This window comes from Streptosporangium sp. NPDC087985 (assembly GCF_044741965.1).
Lineage (GTDB): Bacteria > Actinomycetota > Actinomycetes > Streptosporangiales > Streptosporangiaceae > Streptosporangium.
Genome location: NZ_JBIUTQ010000010.1, coordinates 34,686 through 53,597, shown reverse-complemented (window position 1 = coordinate 53,597; position 18,912 = coordinate 34,686). Strand labels below are relative to the sequence as shown.

The window sequence follows — 18,912 nt, the reverse complement described above, 5'->3', positions numbered from 1 at the left end:
CCCCTGTCACGGCGCTTCAGGCCTTGAAGTCGGACGTGACCGTGGACATTGATGGATCGACGGCCGCTGGGCTCGATGCCGGGGTCGCGTATCGGCTGCGCCGCCCCACGGGGAGTGGGGGACGAACGCGGTGACACGGTCGCGGCCGGGGAGGGCGTCCGCGAGGTTGCCCGTGGAGGCGAGGAAACGCCGGGGAGAGAGCGCTCTCAAAAGAAGGCGAGGGTGTGACAGATCGACGGCCCGGGGTGTCGACGACGGGTCCGGAAGTCGCAGGCCCGCACGCCATGGGCGGAAACCCCCTTTCCTGCGGGCAAAAACCCCTCTGACCATGTTTCCGTCTCTACTTTCTCGTTATCCAGTCGAAATATTGACACCTGTCAAGCAGGCAATTACTTTCACGTCAAGAGAGCGCTCTCTCGCACGTTCCCGGCTCAGATCCGCAAACTCCTCCCCCGGAGGCACCCCCCAATGGATCCCTCGTTCCGGACCACGGGTCCGGACAGTGCGCAGCCCCGTGAAAGACGACTCACCCACCGTTCCCGGTCCCGCACGCGTGCCCTCGTCATCGGCGTGGTCGTCGCGATGGTGGCCGGCATGTTCGGCGCCGGTCTGATCCGTTCCGCCGAGGCGGCCACGGTCGGCGCCGGCAGCTATGCCGACACGCTGCCCGCCGGCCGCTCGCTGCCGACCGGCTGCGGTTCCATCTCCACCAACCCGCGCCAGTGGGTGACCGCCAACGCGCCCTCGGGAGCCGTCCCGACCAACGACTGGTGGTCGTCGATCCTGTTCAAGAAGACCGACTGCTCGTACGGCGAGCCGCTCCACGCCCACCCGATCTCCTACGACACCTTCGGCACCGGCCTCGGCTTCTCCTACAACACCACGCCGGCGATCAGCGGCACGGCGACCGGGGTCGGGGAGTACCACTACCCCTACGTCCAGGACATCCTGGTCGGTGTCGCCGGGATGAACTCGCCCGACGTCAAGGTCGACGGCTGGAGCGACTGGACCGTCACCCCGTACTGGAGCGGCGGCGGCCGGACGATGAAGGCCACCATCGGCCACGGCCTGCCGTTCGGCTACTTCCAGGTCACCGGCGGCAACGCGCAGATCACCACCTCGGGCACCCCGGCGGTCTGGTCCAACAGCGGCGCCACCATCGGCTTCACCGCGGGCGGCCACGAATACGTCGCCTACGCCCCGACGGGCGCGACCTGGACGGTCGCCGGGACGACGATCAGCTCGTCCCTGGCGGGCAAGGGCTTCTTCTCGGTGGCCGTGCTGCCCTCGGGCGGCGACCGGGTCGCGCTGGCGAACACCTACGGCCAGTACGCCCACGCGCACGTCACCGGCACCCGGGTCTCCTACTCCTACAGTCCGGGCAGCGGTACGGTGAACGCGACGTACGCCTTCACCACCATCGCCCGGCAGGGCAGCGCGACCGGCACCGTCATCGCGCTCTACCCGCACCAGTGGAACTACCTGACCGGCTCCACCCCGCTCGCGCAGACCTACACCTCGGCGCGGGGCAAGATGAAGATCGTCACCGGGACGCAGTTCACCACGTCGATGAAATACACCGGCGTGCTGCCCGAGGTGCCCGCCGTCGGCGACAGCGCCGGCGCCGACCTCACCACGGTCACCGGCCTGCTCAACGCCGAGCTGGGCAACCCGATGGACAACCGGGGCGACGACACCTACTGGACCGGCAAGGGGCTGGGCCGCGCCGCCCGCATCGCGGAGATCGCCGACCAGCTCAACCTGACCTCGGTCCGCGACTCGGCGCTGAACGCCATCCGCACCCGTCTCAACGACTGGTTCACCGCCTCGCCGGGCAAGACCTCCCGGGTCTTCTACTTCAACCCCGCCTGGGGCACGCTGATCGGCTACCCGGCCTCCTACGGCTCGGACCAGGAGCTCAACGACCACCACTTCCACTACGGCTACTACATCGCGGCCGCCGCGACCCTGGCCAAGTACGATCCGAACTGGGCGAAGACCAGCCAGTACGGAGGCATGGTCGACCTGCTGATCCGCGACGCCAACAACTACGACCGCGCCGACACGCGCTTCCCCTACCTGCGCGACTTCGACATCTACGCCGGCCACGACTGGGCGTCGGGCCACGGAGGGTTCGGCGCGGGCAACAACCAGGAATCCTCCTCGGAGGGCATGAACTTCGCCAACGCCCTCATCCAGTGGGGTCAGGCCACCGGGAACACCGCCGTCCGCGACGCGGGCGTCTACATCTACACGACCCAGGCGGCGGCGATCCAGGAGTACTGGTTCGACGTGCGCGACCAGAACTTCCCCGCCGCCTTCGGCCACAGCACGGTCGGCATGGTCTGGGGCGACGGCGCCGCCTACGCCACCTGGTTCAGCGGCGAACCGGAGATGATCCAGGGCATCAACATGCTCCCGATCACCGGCGGCCACTTCTACCTGGGTGACAACCCGGCCTACGTGACCACCAACTACAACGAGCTGGTCAGGAACAACGGCGGGCCGCCCACGGTGTGGCAGGACATCCTCTGGGAGTTCCTCGCCCTGGGCAACGGAGACACCGCACTGGCCAACCTCCGCGCGGCGGGCGGCTTCACCCCGGAGGAAGGGGAGAGCAGGGCGCACACCTTCCACTGGATCCGCAACCTGGCCGCGCTGGGCACCGTGGACACCTCCATCACCGCCAACCATCCGCTGGCCAAGGTGTTCAGCAAGAACGGCGCCCGTACCTACGTGGCGTCCAACATCACCGGTACCGCGATCACGGTGACCTTCTCCAACGGCACCGTGCTCCCCGTGCCGGCGGGCAAGACGGTCACCTCGGGCGCCCTGACCTGGAGCGGAGGCAACGCCGGCGGCGGCACCAACCCCAGCCCCAGTCCCACCCCCACTCCGACCCCGACCGTCACGCCGACCACCGGTCCCTTCACCGCGACGCGCTACCTGCAGACGGGCGGGACGCTCCCGGGCACCCCGGGTACGGCGGGCACCGTCGTGCTGGCCGCCGCCAACGGCAACCGCGACGGCACGCCCACGAACGCGCAGGTCTTCACGGCGACCGGCCTGACCGCCACCTACAGCGGCGGGGCCACGGCCTTCGACCTCTCCGTGGACGCGGGCACCACGGTCGCCAACGGCACCCAGGTCCGGATCTCCTACGACCTGACCGGCGACGGAAGCTGGGACCGGGTGGAGACCTACTACTACTTCGCCACCGACCCGGTGATCGGCTGGGAGCACTACACCCAGGCGGCCGGCCTGCAGTCCTCGTCCGGAACGCTGGGCAACCTGTCCGGCGGCCGGGTGAAGGTGGAGGTCTGGAACGCCATCGGCGGTGGCACCACCACCCTCGGCACCGGTGACCGCTCCCTGGTGCGGCTGCCGTTCAGCTGAGCCGACCGGCCGGAGCCCGGCTGATCCACAGACACAGAGGGTGGCCGGGAGCGAGGCTCCCGGCCACCCTCTGCCGGTGTTTCCGGCGAGCGCCCTGAAGGACACTCGCCGGGGACGTACCGCGTGTCCGCCGGAGGCGGGTGATGCGGACGGGTGTCCGTCAGAGGCGGGTGATGCGGACGGCGTCGGCGATGACGAGTCCCGTCCCCGACGTCCACCGGCTCACGCCGACGACGTTGTAGTCTCCGGCGTTCAGCGTGAAGGTGCCGATGCTGCGCCAGGTCCCGCCGCCGGTGCGCTGGTCGACGTAGACCGACGTGTTGCCGCCGGAGGTGGCCACGATGTACGGCGCGGCGCTGTTGTAGCCGGGGTCGGCCGGGTACCAGACCTCGACGCGGTAGGAGCCCGCGCTGGGGATGGTGGCCCGGTACCAGGCGGTGTCACTGAGGCTCACCGGGCTGGCGAACCGGTAGTCGGCGCCGTAGCGCTGGCCGGAGTAGGACGAGGTTCCCCAGTTGGCGCTCGCCGTGAACTTCCCCGCCGTGCCGTTGTCGACGATGGTGGACCAGGCCGTGCCGCCGCCGTTGACGTACTGCATGTACGTGGTCCAGTTCCAGTACCGGCCGGGGTCGGTGTGGTCGTTGCCCGGGACCTCGACGTGCCCCACGATGTGGGTGCGGTCCTTGGGGATGCCGTACCGGTCGGCGATGTTGCGGGTCAGCGCGGCCGAGGCGCGGTACATCGCGTCGGTGAACCAGGAGGCGTTGTCGACGTAGCCCTCGTGCTCGATGCCGACCGACCGGCTGTTCCAGTCGCGGGCGTGCCAGGCGATGTCCTTCTCACGGACCATCTGGGTGATGTCGCCGTCGGAGGAGCGGACGACGTAGTGCGCCGAGACCTTGGCGGCTGGGTTCTGGAACCAGGAGATCGTGCCGGCGTAGGAGCCCTGGGTCACGTGGATGACGATGCGGTCGATCGCGTTGCTGCTCGGCCGGCTGGCCACGGAGTAGTTGCTGGAGCTGGCGGCCACCCACTTGGCCCCGGAGTAGTCCGTGGCCGCCGCCAGGCTGGGCGCGTTCAGGTCGGGGGCCTGGGCGTAGGGGCCGCGGTCGGGCTGCACGGCCTGCGGTGCGACGGTCACGGTGCCGCTCGGCGTGGCCGCGGCGACGCCCTTGGCGAGCAGGTCGTAGACGGTGTCGGCGTACAGCCGGGCCACCTCGGGGGAGGAGGCGTTGCCGTATTTGGCCACCGCCGGGTACCACTTCCCGGCGTCCTTGCGGGCGGCCGCGTCCAGCCCGGCCTCGTCGGCGTAGGCGCGCAGCACCGCGGCACCACCGCGGATGTTGGCCGCGTCGTCGGTCTTGAGCGCCTCCACCGGCTGTCCGGTGAGCTTGGCGGCCTGCTCCAGGGCGTGGACGGTCGGGTTGCTGACGAGGTGCATCACCCCGTAGCCGCCGCTCGCGCTCGGTTCGCCCCGGTGCCCGTCGAGATGGGTCTCGGCGTAGCCGAGGGCGACGAGCAGGTCGAGGGGCACCTCGTAGGCCGCGGCCGAGCCGGCAAAGGCATCGGCCAGGGGTTCGGCCGGGTCGGCGCTCGCGGGCGTGCTGAGCGTGCCCAGCATGACCGCGAGCAGGCCGGCTGACGCGACCGCGAGGCGGTACGACCGGCGTAGTTGTGCGGAGACCATGAATCCTCCTCCAGGGGGGAAGCCTTCCGGTGATCGGAAAGCCCGGAGGTTTGACACGGTAAATAACGATATCCACTGCTGTAAAGACATTTGACTAAAGAAAGTAAGAAGGTGAAAATTTTCTTCCTTGCCCTCCGCGCCAGGAGGCCCCTCGGCCACTTCTCCCCGGGGGCGAGCGGCAGGGAACCCCGGTTCCGCTGACGCCTCAGGGGTCCGTTCCCGCCACTCCCGGACCGGCCGAGGCGAGACGGGACCGGTGGAGGCGGGCTCCAGCCGGGTCGCGCGATGGTCCGGACGGACCCCGCTGGGAGGTCCCATTGGCCCCAGAAGAAGTGAATTTTCCTCATTTTCGAGACATCTGGCGGAAACAATTATCTCGCAATCAATTCACACGCTCGGGGTAGATGTTCTAGATTGTGCGTGGGAGCGCTCCCATCAAGAGGAGGCGCAGTGACTCTCCACCACAACTCACCTGCGGTGTTCGACTCCGCCCCCGAGTACGCGGCCGAGCGCCTGCTGCCCGCGGTCCCCACAAGCGTGCGCGAGGCCCGCTCGATGGTGCGCCGTGAACTCTCCCTCTGGGGCGCCGACGATCTCATAGACGACTGCGTCCTCGTCGTCAGCGAGCTGGTCACCAACGCCGTCCGTCACGGTGGTGCCGCCTGTGCGCTCAGAATCCGCGGCAACGAGCGTCAGGTGTACGGCGAGCTCTTCGATCCCGGTGTGGGCGCGCCCACGATGTGCAAGGCCGGCACGGAGGCCACCGGCGGCAGGGGGCTGCAGATCGTCGACACCCTCGTCGACGACTGGGGCGTCACGTGGCCCGCGGCCGGAGGCAAGGCCGTCTGGTTCGTCCTCGCCCTCCCCGCTCCCCATCGGTGCCGTTCGCTCAGCCCGGTCCTGGAATTCCGCTAGGACACGCCCGTCCGGCCGACGCCGTTGAGCTCGAAGGCGAGCTGGTCCGCCTGCACGGCGACGAGGTGAGCGCCTTCAGCGCCCGCGACCCCTGGGAGCTCCAGCGCCACACGTCTTCCTCCCCGGCGGCGCTGAGCGGTGAGAATGAGGGACTGGACAGCTGAGTGGGTGTTTGATCCCGCGAGTTCTGTCTGATTGTGGTTTCAGGCGCCTCTCCAGGTTGGGGGGATTGACAGTAGGCCAGCCAGCCGCCGACCGCCGACCGTCGGCAGCAGGCCCGCCAGCGTCACGTCGTACTCGCTTTTGGCGTTGTCACCGTATTCGTCCCAGTCCTTGGCGAACACGTGCAGATGCTCGTTGTCCCACCCCATCGCCACCTGGATGATGTTGTGCAACTCCCACAGATTCGCCGCCGACGGCAAATGGATCCGCCGCCACACCACCGGGCGGACGTCGCGCAAAGTGACCTTCAACTGATGGATGCCGCCCACGGCGAACCGGCCCTTCGTGACGACGACGAGCGCCACGGTAGCGGCTGATCACCAATACGGGACGGTTCCGGGACTACTCCGGATTCGCCCGCCTTCGGGCGGGTGGCGGTGGCCTACCAGTCCACGATCTCTACCAGGTCGTCGTTGAAGGGCACGATCCCAGCCAGCCGGGCCAGCGCCAGGATCCGCTGGAAGGGGCCGTGGACGTAGGCCAGGCGCAGCCAACCGCCCGCTGCGGCGGCGCGGCGATGGCCCTGCACACCAGCGGACCGGTAGCCGCCGGGCATGGGCGCGATCGACACGAGCCGGCACTCCAAGAAGGGCTGTCCCGTGCCCAACGCGGTGCTGGAACATCCAGGTCAAGGATGCTTCGAACGCGTTTCGCATCCTTGCAGGCAGAGCAGGGAACCGACAAACGGGCCTATATAGGTAGAAGATCGACCATGACTACAGCGCATGACGTTATGCACCCTGGCTGTGAGCGCTTGAGGATCAACGAGAACCTCACCGACGCGGCCCGGCGGATGGCTGAACTGAACGTCGACGCCTTGCCGGTCTGTGGCCAGGATGACCGGCTCAAGGGGATCATCACCGACCGCGACATCGTGGTGAAGTGCATCGCGAAGGGCAAGAACCCGACCGAAGTCAAGGTCGGCGACCTCATCGAAGAAGCCCATGTGTGGTGGATCGACGCCGACGCGGACATCGACGAGGTACTGCACCAGATGGCCGAGCACAAGATCCGTCGCTTGCCCGTGCTGGAGAACAAGGAACTGGTCGGCATCATCAGCCAGGTCGAACTCGCAACGGAGCTGCTGGAGTTGGTGGAAGCCATCTCCAGTACTTCGCAGTGAAAGAGGCAGCACGGCCCACCGGCCACCACGAGCACAACGGAAGGGAGATGAAGCCGTGAGCAACACCGAGCAAACACCTGAATCCGAAGAACCGCAGGCCGAGGAGCCGACCGGCGAGGCCGAGGAGCCCGCCGCCGAGGAGCCGACCAGTGAGTCGGAAACGCAGGGCGAGGGGACGGCCACGGAAACGACCGATGGTGAGTGAGTCCACCGGGTCAAGGCCGACCGAACCCGACGGGGTCCTGCCAGCAGGGGGCCGGACCCCGTCTCGCGTCAGGACTGGGAGCGAAAACGACCTGTCTTAACGGCACTCCTGGTTGGTCTTCCCGCCCGGACCCATTCTTTGCTTGCTATTGCAAGCATATTGTCCATAATTGCAAGCATTGGCGATGGCTATGGGGTACGGAACTACCCAAGGTCGGCTCGATTGGCGAATACATCCGCCAGCAGCGACAACAGGCGAAGATCTCTCTTCGTCAGCTCGCCGCCCAGGCGGGGGTCTCCAACCCTTACCTGAGTCAGGTCGAACGCGGCCTGCGCAAGCCGAGCGCGGAGATCCTCAACCAGATTGCCAAGGGTCTGCACATTTCCGCTCGGGCGCTGTATGTGCGGGCGGGGCTCATCGAGAATCGCGAGATCGACAGCGACGTGCGGGCGGCGATCTGGGCCGACGTCACCATCACCGAGCGGCAACGCCAGGTGCTGATCAATATCTACGAGTTGTTCCGCAGGGAGGACCGGGCCGAGATTGCGCGGGCCCAGCCGACGCAACCGGCTAAGCCCCCACTCGGTGAGCCGATCTTCTCGCTGAACGGCCAGGCCATACCGAATCGCAGGGAGGGGTGACTCATGGCGCTCACCACTGGGGTCAAGAAGATCACCACGTCCAAGCCGTTCTACGCCGTCGCCGGCGCCGCCGGCTACACCGTGGAGACGCTGTGCAAGGTGCCCGAGCAGCTGCAGGCGCGCCGGGGCGAGCTCCGCGGGGCGGCCAGGGACCTGCCGGGCAGGGCATGCGAGAGCGTTGCCAAGGACCTGCCGGGGCAGGCCCGCGGGTACGCCCACACCGCCGCCGCCAAGCTCAACGACTTCTACGACGAGCTGGCCGCCCGCGGCCGCAAGATCGTCAGCAAGGCGAGCCGCGAGGCCGCGCACGAGCTCGAGGAGGTCTCTGAGTCCGCCAAGCCCGCGATCGCCCCCAAGGGGGCGGCCCCGGCCGAGAAGCCTGCCCCGCGCCCTGCCCGGCGCGCCAAGACAACGTCCAAGGCGTGACGCGAGACCATGCGGCCCGCACCCGGTCGCCCGGGACGGGCCGTCGTGCGCCTGGTGAAAGGAGGAGCGGGGCGTTTGCGTGAGCGTCAGGCACGAGCCTTGCCGGAAGCGGGGCGCGAGGTGCGGTGAGAGGCCCATGCGCCCAAGGTGAGCAGTGCCGCCACGGCGAGCGTCACGGTAACGGGCTCTTCGACTTTGAGGGGGAACATCCCCCTCAAAGTCGAAGAGCCGGGTTTGCTGGGGTGCGTCGCCGCGGCGAAGGGACTGCGAGGCATGCCGTCGGTGCAGCGGTTCATCGCTGAGTATCCCGGCACCGATCCGCGCGCGGGCCGCGACGGCGCCTACCTGGGCATTCCGTCATGGGGGCGTTGGTCGCACTTCTTCAATCTGTTCTTCATGGTGTTCACCCTGCGGTCGGGTCTGCAGATCCTGGCCGATCATCCGCGCCTGTACTGGACCCGGCACTGCACCCCGGGTCGGGAATGGTTCCGGATGCAAAAGCCCGTCTCCGCCGACCCGCTGTGGACCGCGAAGCAGGACTCGATCGGCCTGCCCCGCGGGGTCGGTCTTCCCGGGATCCGGCACTCGATCGGTCTGGCCCGGTGGTGGCACCTTGGCGTGAACACGCTGTGGCTGCTCAACGGTCTCGTCTTCTACGTGCTGCTGTTCGCCACCCCGCAGTGGAAACGCCTGGTCCCCACGAGCTGGAGCGTCTTCCCCAACGCCGCTTCGGTGGCGATCCAGTACCTGTCGTTGGACTGGCCACGGGAGAACGGCTGGGTGGCGTACAACGGGCTGCAACTGCTGGCCTACTTCGTCACGGTCTTCGTCGCGGCACCACTTGCGTTGGTCACCGGCCTGGGCATGTCGCCGGCGCTGTCGACCCGCTTCAAGCGGATCAGCCGGGTGCTGAGCATCCAGGCCGCGCGGTCTGTGCACTTCCTCGTCTTCAGCTGGTTCCTGCTGTTCATCGTGATCCACGTGAGCCTGGTCTTCACGACCGGGCTGCTCACCAACCTCAACCACATCGGCAGCGGCCGCAACGACAGCAGCTGGCTCGGCTTGTGGATCTTCTTCGGCTGGATGGCGGTGGTCGTCGCCGCCTGGGTCGCGGCCACACCGCTGACCCTGCGCCGCCTGCGGGTCGTGCAGCGCGTCGGATACGTCCTCATCGGTCCGGCCCAGCGCCTGTTCGAACACGTGGATGTCTCACCCGGCGAGTACAGCGAGAAAGACATCTCCCCGTACTTCTGGCACAACGGCCGCTACCCCGACTCTCCCGAGTACAAGGCCCTGCAGGCCGGCGGTTTCGCCGAGTACCGGCTGCGCATCGGGGGCCTGGTTGCCCACCCGGTCGAGCTGTCCCTTGACGACCTGAGGAAGCTGCCCGCGCACGAGCAGATCACCCAGCACTTCTGCATCCAGGGGTGGTCTGGTATCGCCAAGTGGGGCGGCGTGTCCATGGCCACGATTGTCGACCTGGTCAGGCCGGATCCGCAGGCCAAATGGGTGGTGTTCTATTCCCTGGGGGAAGGCTCCGACGGCGGCACCTACTACGACGCCCATCCCATCGAACACATGCGCAGCAACCTCACCATGCTCGCCTACGACATGAACGACGAGGTGCTGTCATTCGGCCACGGCGCGCCGCTACGGCTACGCAACGAGATCGAACTCGGCTTCAAACAAGTTAAATGGGTCAAAGAGATCGAGTTCGTCGCCGACTTCTCCGCCATCGGCAGCGGCTTCGGCGGATACAACCAGGACCACGAATTCTTCGGCTACCGGTAGTCCCTGTAACGTCCGGCGACTCGGTCGGTGCGTGAGGCTGTCGGCGGTGGCGCAGCCCGTCGGCGAGGCCGCGGTTCCCGAGTCCGCTGCGGGCTGCGGCCCGCAGGCGCCGAGCAGTTCCGGAGCGGCACGAGGCGTAGATCGCTCAGGTGGCTCAGTGTGTCTCAGCGCTGTGAGCAGCGTCGCCTGAAACCATGTGCGGGTGACGACGGCCCATCCCCTGACTGCGGCTCGCCACCGAGTGTCGGCTTCGCGCTCGACCGTGGCGCTCAAGGCGGCCATGGCGATCTCCGGCTTGATCATGGTGCTGTTTCTCCTGGTCCACATGTACGGCAACCTCAAGGTCTTCTCCGGCCGGGCGGCCTTCGACGACTACGCCCGTCATCTACGAACGATGGGTGAACCGTTCCTTCCCTACTCCGGTGCCCTGTGGATCATCCGGGTGGTGCTGCTCGCGAGCGTGCTGGTCCACATCTATGCGGCGATTACTACCGAGACCCCTACAACGAGATCGGATGTGGGTTTTGGGCGTATGTGGGTTGGATCCCTTGTGGTACGACTCGCCCCCGGCAGTCAGTTAGGGCTGCCGGGTCGACGAAGGCGCGCGGCCATCTCGAAGATGCCGCTGATCTGGTCGGCGGCCTGCTCCAGCAGCCGGCCCGCCTCGGCCAGCCGCTTCTCCGTCTCGGCCTCGTTGCCTGCGGTAGCCGCCTCGTAACGGAAGTGCAGGAGGCCAGCCAGGCCCGCAGCGGTTTCGGTCGCGGTCGAGGGTGAAAGCGTGTAGGTGAGGTAGATCGGCGGCACGGACGGTGGTGATCCAGGCGTTGAGGCGGTTGCCGATGTTCACTGAGCCTTCCGCGTCCCTGGAGCGGGTGATCGAGACGATCCCGCTGGTGGACCACCACGTTCACGGCGCCCTGGCCGGCGACGTGTCGCGGCGCGCGTTCGAGGAGCTGATCACCGAGTCCGATCGGCCGGTACCGGGCTGGATGACCCAGTTCGACTCGCAGATCGGGTTCGCCATCCTGCGCCACTGCGCGCCCGTGCTCGGCCTCGACCCGCACCCCGAGCCGGAGACCTATCTCGCCCGCCGTACCGAACTCGGGACCGAGGAGGTCAACCGGCGCCTGCTGGCCGCCAGTGGGATCGGCCACTTCCTGGTGGAGACGGGCTACCGGGGCGACGAGATCCTCGGCCCGGCGCGGATGGCCGCCGTCACCGGCCGGCCCGCCGACGAGGTCGTCCGGCTGGAGGCGATCGCCGAGCGCGTCGTGGCCGAGGGGACCGACGCCGCCGGATTCGCCGCCGCCTTCGAGACGGCCCTCTGGGAGCGCAGCCGTACGGCACGCGGCCTGAAGACGATCGTCGCCTACCGTCACGGGCTCGACCTCGACCCGGCGCCGCCCACCCCCGACGAGGTGACGGCGGCGGCCGGTCGCTGGCTGTGGACGGTGGAGTGGACCGGGACCATCCGCGTCGACGACCCGGTACTGCTGCGCCACCTCATCTGGAAGGGGATCGAACGTGGCCTGCCGCTGCAGTTCCACATCGGTTACGGCGACCCCGACGTCGACCTCCACCGCTCCGACCCGCTGCTGCTGCGTGGCCTCATCGAGCTCGCCGAACCCCGGGCCGTTCCGCTGCTCCTGCTGCACTGCTACCCGTTCCACCGCAACGGCGGCTACCTCGCGCAGGTCTATCCGAACGTCTACTTCGACGTCGGGCTGGGCGTGAACTACACCGGGGCACGCAGCGTGGCCGTCGTGGCCGAGAGCCTGGAGCCGGCCCCGTTCGCCAAGATCCTCTTCTCCTCGGACGCCTGGGGCCCGGCGGAGCTGCACCATCTGGGCGCCCTGCTCTGGCGGCGGGCGATGACCCGCGTCCTTTCGGGGTTCGTCGCGGACGGGGAGTGGAGCGAGGCGCAGGCGGTGCGGGTCGCCACGATGATCGGCGCGCAGAACGCCCGCCGCGTCTACGGCCTCGCGGAGGAGGCCGCGTGACTCTCCACATCCGGAAGGCCGCCATCGCTACGAGCGCCCGGCTGAACGGGACGTTCCCGGGCGGGCGTAGGCGTCAGCCGGGCTGGCTGCTGTCCTTGTGCGCGCCCCAGCCGTGCCAGCGGTCGATCTCGATCCAGGCGCTGACCCGGTTGCGGTCTTTCTGTGGGTAATCCTTGCCGAGGTACTGCCGGGCCAGCCGGTCGATGTCCCGCAGATCCTTGTCCTCGCGTATCTCGGCGACGTGCCCGATGATGCTGATGTGGGTGTACCAGTCGCCCTGGTCGAGCACGGTGAGCGACACCCGGGGGTCGTTGCGGATGTGGTCCAGCCGCTTGCGGCCCTCGTCCATGTTGACCAGGATCCGGCCGTCGTCCCAGAGATACCAGGTGGCCGTGGACACGGGCTGGCCATCGGACCGGAGCGTCGTGATGACGGCCGGATTCGGCTTCCTCAGCATGGCGACCGCGGCCTCGGGAAGCGGCGGATTAGACATGGGCTCTCCTCTTCTTCGCCTTGGCGCCCCCCGCGGTGGAGATGACGCATCTGCGGTTCACGAGATATACGTTCACGGTGTCACATCCGGTCGGTGACGGTTCTGCGACCCTCCGTATATGGCCCGTCCTGTGATGGAATACCGACAGGAGCGTCCGCCGACGCGCGGAACTTCCGGCTCCCTCCGGCCTCGGTCGCCCTTGACGTTCCACGGACGGGACCGGTCGGCGGCGCCCCCGGAGGGGACGCCGCGGACGCCGACGCCGACGTCAGCCCTCCACGCCGATGCTCACCGGCCCGCCCCCGGGGGCGACCGCGGACAACATGCTCGACGGGACGCGGAACACCCGGCCCGGGGCCGCCGGCCACCACAGCCGCTTCCGGGCGACGACCTTTCCGCCCTGCCGCAGGACGATCCGCGGGAACGGGATGTAGCGGTCGCTCCACAGCAGCAGCCGGTGGCGGGCCGGGGCGGGGTCGCCGGGACGGAAGATCTCCGGTGCCACCCACCGGAAGGGCGCGTCGGCGGTGAGACGGACCTGTCCGGCCGGCGCGCTCTGCCCGTTCAGCCACGCGAGGACGGAACCGGCCACGTGGGCGCCGTCGATCGCCGCGATGTCGGCCGTGTCGACCGGGTGCAGCATGTTCCCCACGGCGAACACGCCGGGCCGGTCCGTGCGCAGCGCGCCGTCGACCACCGGGCCCTTCGTGCCGGGATCCAGGGTGATCCCCGCGGCGCGTGCCAGCTCGTGGTCGGGGATCCAGTCGCCGGTGAGGATCAGCGTGTCGCACTCGACGGTCCGCCTCTCACCGGTGTCGAGGTTCTCGATCTCGACCGCCCTGAGCTCCGGCCGTCCGATGATCTTCGTCACGCGGGTGCGGGTGGCGACCCGGGTCCGGAAGAGGATCTTTCCGGGGACGGTGAAGAGGGAGTAGGCGTCCGGCCGGGGATACTCGGTGGTCATCAGGACGGTCCGGCAACCGGCCTCGCGCAGGGTCAGCGCGGCCGACCAGCTGACGAGTTCCGCGCCGACGATGACGGCTCTCTTCCCGACCTTCCCGTGCTGCAGGTGGACGAGGTTCTGCAGGTGCCCGGTGGTGTAGACGCCCCGGGCGCGGTCTCCGGGGATGAGGCGGGCGGGGCGGGGGCGTTCGCGGGCACCGGTGGCCAGGATGACGGCCCGCGCCTCGACCCGGATGCGGCCCTCCGGGGTGGTGGCCTCGATCGTGTGATCGCCCGCCCAGCCAGTCACGGTGGCGTCCGTCCGGATCGTCGCACCGGCGGCCTCGGCCTGCCGGACGAGCCTCCGGGCGTAGGCGGGACCGCTCATGAAGCGTCGCATGTCCCTGATCCCGTAGCCGGGATGGTCGCTGTGCCGGGGGATGCCCCCGGCCGTGCTCTCCCGGTCGAGGACGAGGACCTCACCGCTGAGCCGCGGTGCGAGTTCACGGGCGGCGCTCAGCCCGGACGGTCCCGCGCCGACGATGACGACGTCCGGGGTGAGAGTGGTGATGTCGGTTGTCATCGTTGGGCCTCCCGCGACGAGTGGCGCTGTTCACAGGCGCTCTCGCCCCTGGTGTCCATCAGTTTCCCGACCTCGGCGCCGCAGAAGAATCCCTGGCAGCGTCCGTTCATCGCCCGGGTACGGCGGCGCAGCCCCTCCAGGCCGGCCGGGGGGATGGGGGACCCGAAGGTGTCGCGGATCTCCCCGGCGGTCACCCGTTCGCAGAAGCAGACCACCTTGCCGTAGGCGGGGTCGGCGGCGATCCGGGCGGCGTCCTGGTACGGGCGGAGGAAGGCCTCGCCGATGTTGGGCATGTGCGGCGGCTCCGGCAGGTTCTCCCGGGGCACGAGCGCCAGACCGGCGTCCCGGGCGAGCCCGGCGACATACTCGGCGATGGCGATGCCCGCGGTGAGACCGGTCGAGCGGATCCCGCCGACCAGGATGTAGCGTCGCCGCCCGTCGGCCTCGATGAGGTAGTCCGGGTGGTCGCTCGCCGCCCGCAGGCCGGCGTAGGTCGCCGTGACCTCCTCCCGCAGCAGCTCGGGCATCAGTCTCTCGCCCTTGCTCAGCAGGAACTCCAGTCCCTTCTCCGAGGTCCCGGTGTCGGTGCGGTCGGTGAGATCCTCGGCGGTGGGGCCGAGCAGGACGTTGCCGTACACGGTGGGGCTGACCAGGACGCCCTTGCCGCGCGAGGACGGCACAGGCAAGATGATCTTGTTGACCAGCGGGCGGGCGAGCTTGTCGTAGACCAGCAGCTCACCGCGGCGCGGCGTGACGGTGAAACGGTCGTGGCCGAACAGCCGGTCGACGACGTCGGCGCCGAGCCCGGCCGCGTTGACGACCCAGCGGGCGTTCACATCCCCGCCGGAGGTGTGCAGCACGGTGGAGTCGCCGCGCTCCTCGACCGACCGGACCGTCCGGTTCAGCAGCAGCGTCACCCCCCGCAGGACGGCCTCGGTGGCCAGCGCGAGGTTGGTGGTCCAGGTGCAGATGATGGACTCGTCGGGAACGGTCAGACCGCCCAGGGCCCCTTCCCCGAGGTGGGGTACCTGCCGGTACACCTCGTCGGGGCCGATGATCTCCGTCCTGCCGTACCCGTTCCGCTCGGCCTTCTCCTTCAGGCCCGGCAGCGCGTCGAGCTCCTCGGTGTTCCAGGCCACCAGCAAGGCGCCGGTGTGCTCCACCGGAATGCCGGTCCGCTCCGCGTAGTCGGAGAGCAGGTGGTAGCCCTCCCGCACCAGGCGGGATTCGAGGGTGCCGGGCTTGGCGTCGAAGCCGGTGTGCAGGATGGCGGTGTTCGCCTTGCTCGTACCGTCGCCGACGTCGTTGCGCGCGTCCAGCAGCGCGACGCTCAGCTCGTAGCCGGCCAGCTTCCGGGCGATGGCGGAGCCGACGATGCCGGAGCCGATCACCGCCACGTCGAACGTGGTGGGCGGTGTGGTGTTCACCGCCTCCCCTGTGGTGCTCACCGCTTTCCTTCCCGCGTCACGGCAGCGGCGACGGCCTCTCCCCAGCGGGAGCGGAAGTCGGCTGCCTGATCCGCAGACCATTCGGGTACGTAGGTCGTGCTGGGCTCCCAGACGTCCACCGCGTCCGCCAGGGAGAGCGACGGGTCGAGTGCGGTGCGGGCCAGCGCGACCGCGCCCAGCGGGGTGGCGTGCTGGGACGGGTAGACGTCGATCGGGATCTGCATCAGGTCGGCGACCGCCTGCATGAGAACGCGGCTCCGGGTGAGGCCGCCGTCCACGCGGAGCATGGTCAACGGCTGCCCGAGGTCGGCGGCGACGAGCCGGCCGAGCTCGGCGACCTGCGCCGCGATCCCCTGCAGTACGGCGAGCACGAGGTGCCCAGGGCCGGTGGAGAGCGTCATCCCGGTGAACGCGGCCTTGGCGTCGGGACGCCACCAGGGGGCGGCCAGACCGGCCAGCGCCGGGACGCACAGGACCCCTTCGGCGTCCGCCGCGGCGACCACGTCGAGGTCCGCCGCGGCTCTGACGAAGCCGAGGTCCTGGATCCACCGTACGGCGGAGGCGGCCGTGTAGACCTGGCCGTCGAAGCAGTACGAGGTCTCTCCCCGGACCCGCCAGGCGACGGAGGCCGCCAGCCCGGCGGTGGAGCGCGTCGCGGTCGTGCCGGTGTTGGCCAGCAGGAACGCGCCGGTGCCGAAGGTGCACTTCGCCTCGCCGGCCCGCAGGCAGTTCTCGGCGAGCAGCGCCGCCTGCTGGTCGACCACGAGCCCGCCGACGGGGACGTTCCCGCCGAACGCGGAGGTGCGGCCGACCACCTCGTCACACGCGACGATGCGCGGCAGGCGTTCCTCACCGAGCCCGAACAGCTCCAGCAGTTCCCGGTCCCACTCGCCGTCGTCGAGCCGGGTGACCAGCGACCGGCTCGCGGTCGAGACGTCGGTGACGAACTCCCCGGTCAGGTGGTGGACGATCCAGGAGTCGGAGGTGGTGACCACCCCTTCCCCGGTCACGTTCCGGCGGAGCCAGGCCATCTTGGGAGCGGAGAAGTACGGGTCCAGGATCAGCCCGGTGGTGTCGGCGATCCGCTCCTTGAATCCGTCCAGTTCCGTGCAGATGCCCTCCGAGCGGCGGTCCTGCCACACGATGGCCTGGGAGAGGGGTTCACCCGTGACGGGGTCCCACGCCAGGACGGTCTCGCCCTGGTTCGCCAGCGTGACGGCGTCGATCCGCACCCCGGCCTGAGCGACGGCCTTGCGGCCGGCGTTGAGGACCGAGTCGAGCAGTTCCCGGGGGTTCTGCTCGACTCCGCCCCCGGGCAGATAGGTGGGGCGGACGGGGAGCTCGACGAGGCCGAGCACCGTGCCGTCACCGTCGACGACGACCGCTTTCGTGCCGGATGTCCCCTGGTCGATTGCCAGTACCGTCGTCACCGCTGCTGCGTCCGATCCGCTCCGGCGGCACCGGAGTCCAGTTCCGCGTCGATGGAGTGCATGTCCGGCATCGCCAGGCCCTTCGCGCCGCCCCGCGTGACCAGGAGGTACACCAGGTAGGCGGCACCCAGCACCAGCATGATCAGCACGTAGGTCCACGGGTCGGCGAACGAGGCGTCACGGAAGAGCAGCAGCTCGAACGCGAGCCAGACCAGCGCGACGACGATCACCGGGATCTCCCACCGGCCCAGCCTGAATCCCCTGCTCGGCGGCAGCGACTTCCGCTTGACCACGTACAGGACGACGGTCCCGGTGTAGATGATCGCCGGCAGCAGGGTGGCGGCGGCGAACAGGCCGAAGAGGGCGTCGGTCCGGTTGGAGAAGATCGCGAGGATCAGCTCGCCGATGACGAACATGAACACGGTGGCGTTCAGGGGCGTGCCGAAGCGCGGCGAGACCTTCCGCAGGGCCTGCCAGCCGGGGAACCGCTCGTCGCGGGACATCGCCCAGACCAGGCGCACACCGCTCATGAGGATCACCATGCCGCAGGCGAAGATCGCGATGACCACCAGCACGAGCAGGGCCGTACCCACGACCGGGCCGAGCACCCGGCTGATCACGTCCGCGACCGGCGTTCCCGACTTCGCCAGCTCGACCGGGTCACCGGCGAGCAGGGTGACGGCGACGAGGAACAGGAACCCGAGCACACCGGAGGCGAGAACCGCCTGCCACATGGCGCGGGGGACGACGCGGGCCGGGTCCTTCGTCTCCTCGGCGAGGTTGGCGGCCGACTCGAAACCGACGATCGTGAACGCGCCGAGCAGGAAGCCCAGCATCCACGGGCCGGCCGCGGTGAGCGTGCCGAAGCTGAGGTAGCCGTCGGACGGGATGGCGCCGGTGCTGAACAGGTTCGCGAAGTTGACCTCCTTGGCGACGAACCCCACCCCGAGGAGAAGCAGGACGAGGGCGACCATGCCGATGAGCTCCGCCGTCACGGCGAAGTTGTTGACCCGCTCGGTCCACTTCGTGGAGAACGCCACCAGGACGGCCTGGCACAGGATGACCACCCCGGTGATCGCCCAGGCGTTCAGCGCCGTGCCCTCGTACTTCAGCAGCACGGGCAGCACGGTGGAGGCGATGGTGTAGTCCACCGCCACGACCACGATCGCCAGGAACGTGAACGAGATCCAGCCGATGATCCACCCGAGGACGGGGTTCGCCAGCCGGGACATCCACTGGTAGGAGTACCCGGTCACCGGGATCCGCGCGGCCAGGGAGCCGAAGATGAACGAGACGGCGAGCTGCCCGACGATCACGATCGGCCAGGTCCAGATGCCGGCGGGGCCGGAGCTGTTCAGCACCGAGCCGTAGGTGGTGAAGATGCCGGTGGCGATCGAGACGAAGGCGAACGCCACGGCGAACGAGGCGAAGCGGCCGGTGCCGCGCTTCATCGCCTGCTTGTAGCCGAACTCCTCAACATTCGCGGAGGATCCCAGACTGTCGGGCGCGGGTGGTGAATACTGGGTCATGGATTCCCAACTCCTGTGTTTCCTGTCAGATGGCGCATTGGCCGGGGGTCCGAGCCGGGTGGCGTTGCCGCGCCGCCCGGC

The 18,912-nt window shown here is 69.0% G+C and carries 16 protein-coding genes and 1 pseudogene; 9 read left to right on the top strand and 8 right to left on the bottom strand.

The window, feature by feature from the left end; genetic code table 11:
- The first annotated feature begins 468 nt into the window (after positions 1 to 468).
- Complete coding sequence (locus ACIN94_RS19605) at positions 469 to 3,396, top strand: glycosyl hydrolase (RefSeq protein WP_400707893.1); 2,928 nt, start codon at positions 469 to 471, stop codon at positions 3,394 to 3,396.
- Between the two features lie 160 nt (positions 3,397 to 3,556).
- On the opposite strand, the gene ACIN94_RS19600 is transcribed toward ACIN94_RS19605, so the two are convergent.
- Complete coding sequence (locus tag ACIN94_RS19600) at positions 3,557 to 5,083, bottom strand: N-acetylmuramoyl-L-alanine amidase (protein WP_400707891.1); 1,527 nt, start codon at positions 5,081 to 5,083, stop codon at positions 3,557 to 3,559.
- 450 nt (positions 5,084 to 5,533) lie between these two features.
- Here ACIN94_RS19600 and ACIN94_RS19595 point away from each other — a divergent pair, with 450 nt between their 5' ends.
- A complete protein-coding gene (locus tag ACIN94_RS19595; protein WP_400707889.1) occupies positions 5,534 to 5,998 on the top strand; it encodes an ATP-binding protein in 465 nt (154 codons plus the stop codon).
- Positions 5,999 to 6,201: 203 nt separating this feature from the next.
- On the opposite strand, the gene ACIN94_RS19590 is transcribed toward ACIN94_RS19595, so the two are convergent.
- Positions 6,202 to 6,525 carry a plasmid pRiA4b ORF-3 family protein gene (locus ACIN94_RS19590; protein WP_400707887.1) on the bottom strand — a complete coding sequence of 108 codons (324 nt, stop codon included), beginning with the start codon at positions 6,523 to 6,525 and terminating at the stop codon, positions 6,202 to 6,204.
- 77 nt (positions 6,526 to 6,602) lie between these two features.
- Positions 6,603 to 6,791 (bottom strand): hypothetical protein, encoded by a 189-nt coding sequence (locus ACIN94_RS19585; RefSeq protein WP_400707885.1) that lies wholly within the window; start codon positions 6,789 to 6,791, stop codon positions 6,603 to 6,605.
- Positions 6,792 to 6,854: 63 nt separating this feature from the next.
- Here ACIN94_RS19585 and ACIN94_RS19580 point away from each other — a divergent pair, with 63 nt between their 5' ends.
- The 7 genes and pseudogenes from ACIN94_RS19580 (at position 6,855) to ACIN94_RS19550 (ending at position 12,406) form a co-directional block, all read left to right on the top strand.
- Positions 6,855 to 7,343 (top strand): CBS domain-containing protein, encoded by a 489-nt coding sequence (locus ACIN94_RS19580; protein ID WP_400707883.1) that lies wholly within the window; start codon positions 6,855 to 6,857, stop codon positions 7,341 to 7,343.
- Between the two features lie 55 nt (positions 7,344 to 7,398).
- Positions 7,399 to 7,548, top strand: coding sequence for a hypothetical protein (locus ACIN94_RS19575; protein ID WP_400707881.1), 150 nt, complete (start codon positions 7,399 to 7,401; stop codon positions 7,546 to 7,548).
- A complete protein-coding gene (locus tag ACIN94_RS19570) occupies positions 7,545 to 8,189 on the top strand; it encodes a helix-turn-helix domain-containing protein (RefSeq protein ID WP_400707879.1) in 645 nt (214 codons plus the stop codon). Before ACIN94_RS19575 ends, ACIN94_RS19570 begins: the two co-directional genes overlap by 4 nt.
- A gap of 3 nt (positions 8,190 to 8,192) precedes the next feature.
- Entirely contained in the window at positions 8,193 to 8,615 is a 423-nt protein-coding gene (locus ACIN94_RS19565; protein WP_400707877.1) for a hypothetical protein, read from the top strand.
- 234 nt (positions 8,616 to 8,849) lie between these two features.
- The gene (locus ACIN94_RS19560) at positions 8,850 to 10,406 is read left to right on the top strand and encodes a molybdopterin-dependent oxidoreductase (protein ID WP_400707875.1); all 1,557 of its coding nucleotides are present in this window, start codon (positions 8,850 to 8,852) and stop codon (positions 10,404 to 10,406) included.
- Positions 10,407 to 10,686: 280 nt separating this feature from the next.
- Positions 10,687 to 10,894, top strand: a pseudogene (locus ACIN94_RS19555) (succinate dehydrogenase); the annotation flags it as partial.
- A 351-nt stretch (positions 10,895 to 11,245) separates the two neighbouring features.
- Positions 11,246 to 12,406: an amidohydrolase family protein gene (locus tag ACIN94_RS19550; protein ID WP_400707873.1), complete on the top strand. Its 1,161-nt coding sequence runs from the start codon at positions 11,246 to 11,248 to the stop codon at positions 12,404 to 12,406.
- Between the two features lie 73 nt (positions 12,407 to 12,479).
- On the opposite strand, the gene ACIN94_RS19545 is transcribed toward ACIN94_RS19550, so the two are convergent.
- The 5 genes from ACIN94_RS19545 to ACIN94_RS19525 form a co-directional block, all read right to left on the bottom strand.
- Positions 12,480 to 12,899, bottom strand: a complete 420-nt coding sequence (locus tag ACIN94_RS19545) for a PPOX class F420-dependent oxidoreductase (protein ID WP_400707871.1) — start codon at positions 12,897 to 12,899, stop codon at positions 12,480 to 12,482.
- Positions 12,900 to 13,167: 268 nt separating this feature from the next.
- Positions 13,168 to 14,424: an NAD(P)/FAD-dependent oxidoreductase gene (locus ACIN94_RS19540; RefSeq protein WP_400707869.1), complete on the bottom strand. Its 1,257-nt coding sequence runs from the start codon at positions 14,422 to 14,424 to the stop codon at positions 13,168 to 13,170.
- Positions 14,421 to 15,872 (bottom strand): NAD(P)/FAD-dependent oxidoreductase, encoded by a 1,452-nt coding sequence (locus ACIN94_RS19535; RefSeq protein WP_400707867.1) that lies wholly within the window; start codon positions 15,870 to 15,872, stop codon positions 14,421 to 14,423. The genes ACIN94_RS19540 and ACIN94_RS19535 overlap by 4 nt, the downstream gene beginning before the upstream one ends.
- A complete protein-coding gene (locus ACIN94_RS19530) occupies positions 15,869 to 17,302 on the bottom strand; it encodes an FGGY family carbohydrate kinase (RefSeq protein WP_400707865.1) in 1,434 nt (477 codons plus the stop codon). The genes ACIN94_RS19535 and ACIN94_RS19530 overlap by 4 nt, the downstream gene beginning before the upstream one ends.
- A complete protein-coding gene (locus ACIN94_RS19525; protein WP_400707863.1) occupies positions 17,299 to 18,831 on the bottom strand; it encodes an amino acid permease in 1,533 nt (510 codons plus the stop codon). The genes ACIN94_RS19530 and ACIN94_RS19525 overlap by 4 nt, the downstream gene beginning before the upstream one ends.
- Between the last annotated feature and the right edge of the window lie 81 nt (positions 18,832 to 18,912).

Coding starts and splice junctions, on each gene's coding strand:
- ACIN94_RS19580 (WP_400707883.1), top strand. CDS start 6,855: ATGCTTCGAACGCGTTTCGCATCCTTGCAGGCAGAGCAGGGAACCGAC.
- ACIN94_RS19605 (WP_400707893.1), top strand. CDS start 469: ATGGATCCCTCGTTCCGGACCACGGGTCCGGACAGTGCGCAGCCCCGT.
- ACIN94_RS19525 (WP_400707863.1), bottom strand. CDS start 18,831: ATGACCCAGTATTCACCACCCGCGCCCGACAGTCTGGGATCCTCCGCG.
- ACIN94_RS19600 (WP_400707891.1), bottom strand. CDS start 5,083: ATGGTCTCCGCACAACTACGCCGGTCGTACCGCCTCGCGGTCGCGTCA.
- ACIN94_RS19565 (WP_400707877.1), top strand. CDS start 8,193: ATGGCGCTCACCACTGGGGTCAAGAAGATCACCACGTCCAAGCCGTTC.
- ACIN94_RS19540 (WP_400707869.1), bottom strand. CDS start 14,424: ATGACAACCGACATCACCACTCTCACCCCGGACGTCGTCATCGTCGGC.
- ACIN94_RS19545 (WP_400707871.1), bottom strand. CDS start 12,899: ATGTCTAATCCGCCGCTTCCCGAGGCCGCGGTCGCCATGCTGAGGAAG.
- ACIN94_RS19550 (WP_400707873.1), top strand. CDS start 11,246: ATGTTCACTGAGCCTTCCGCGTCCCTGGAGCGGGTGATCGAGACGATC.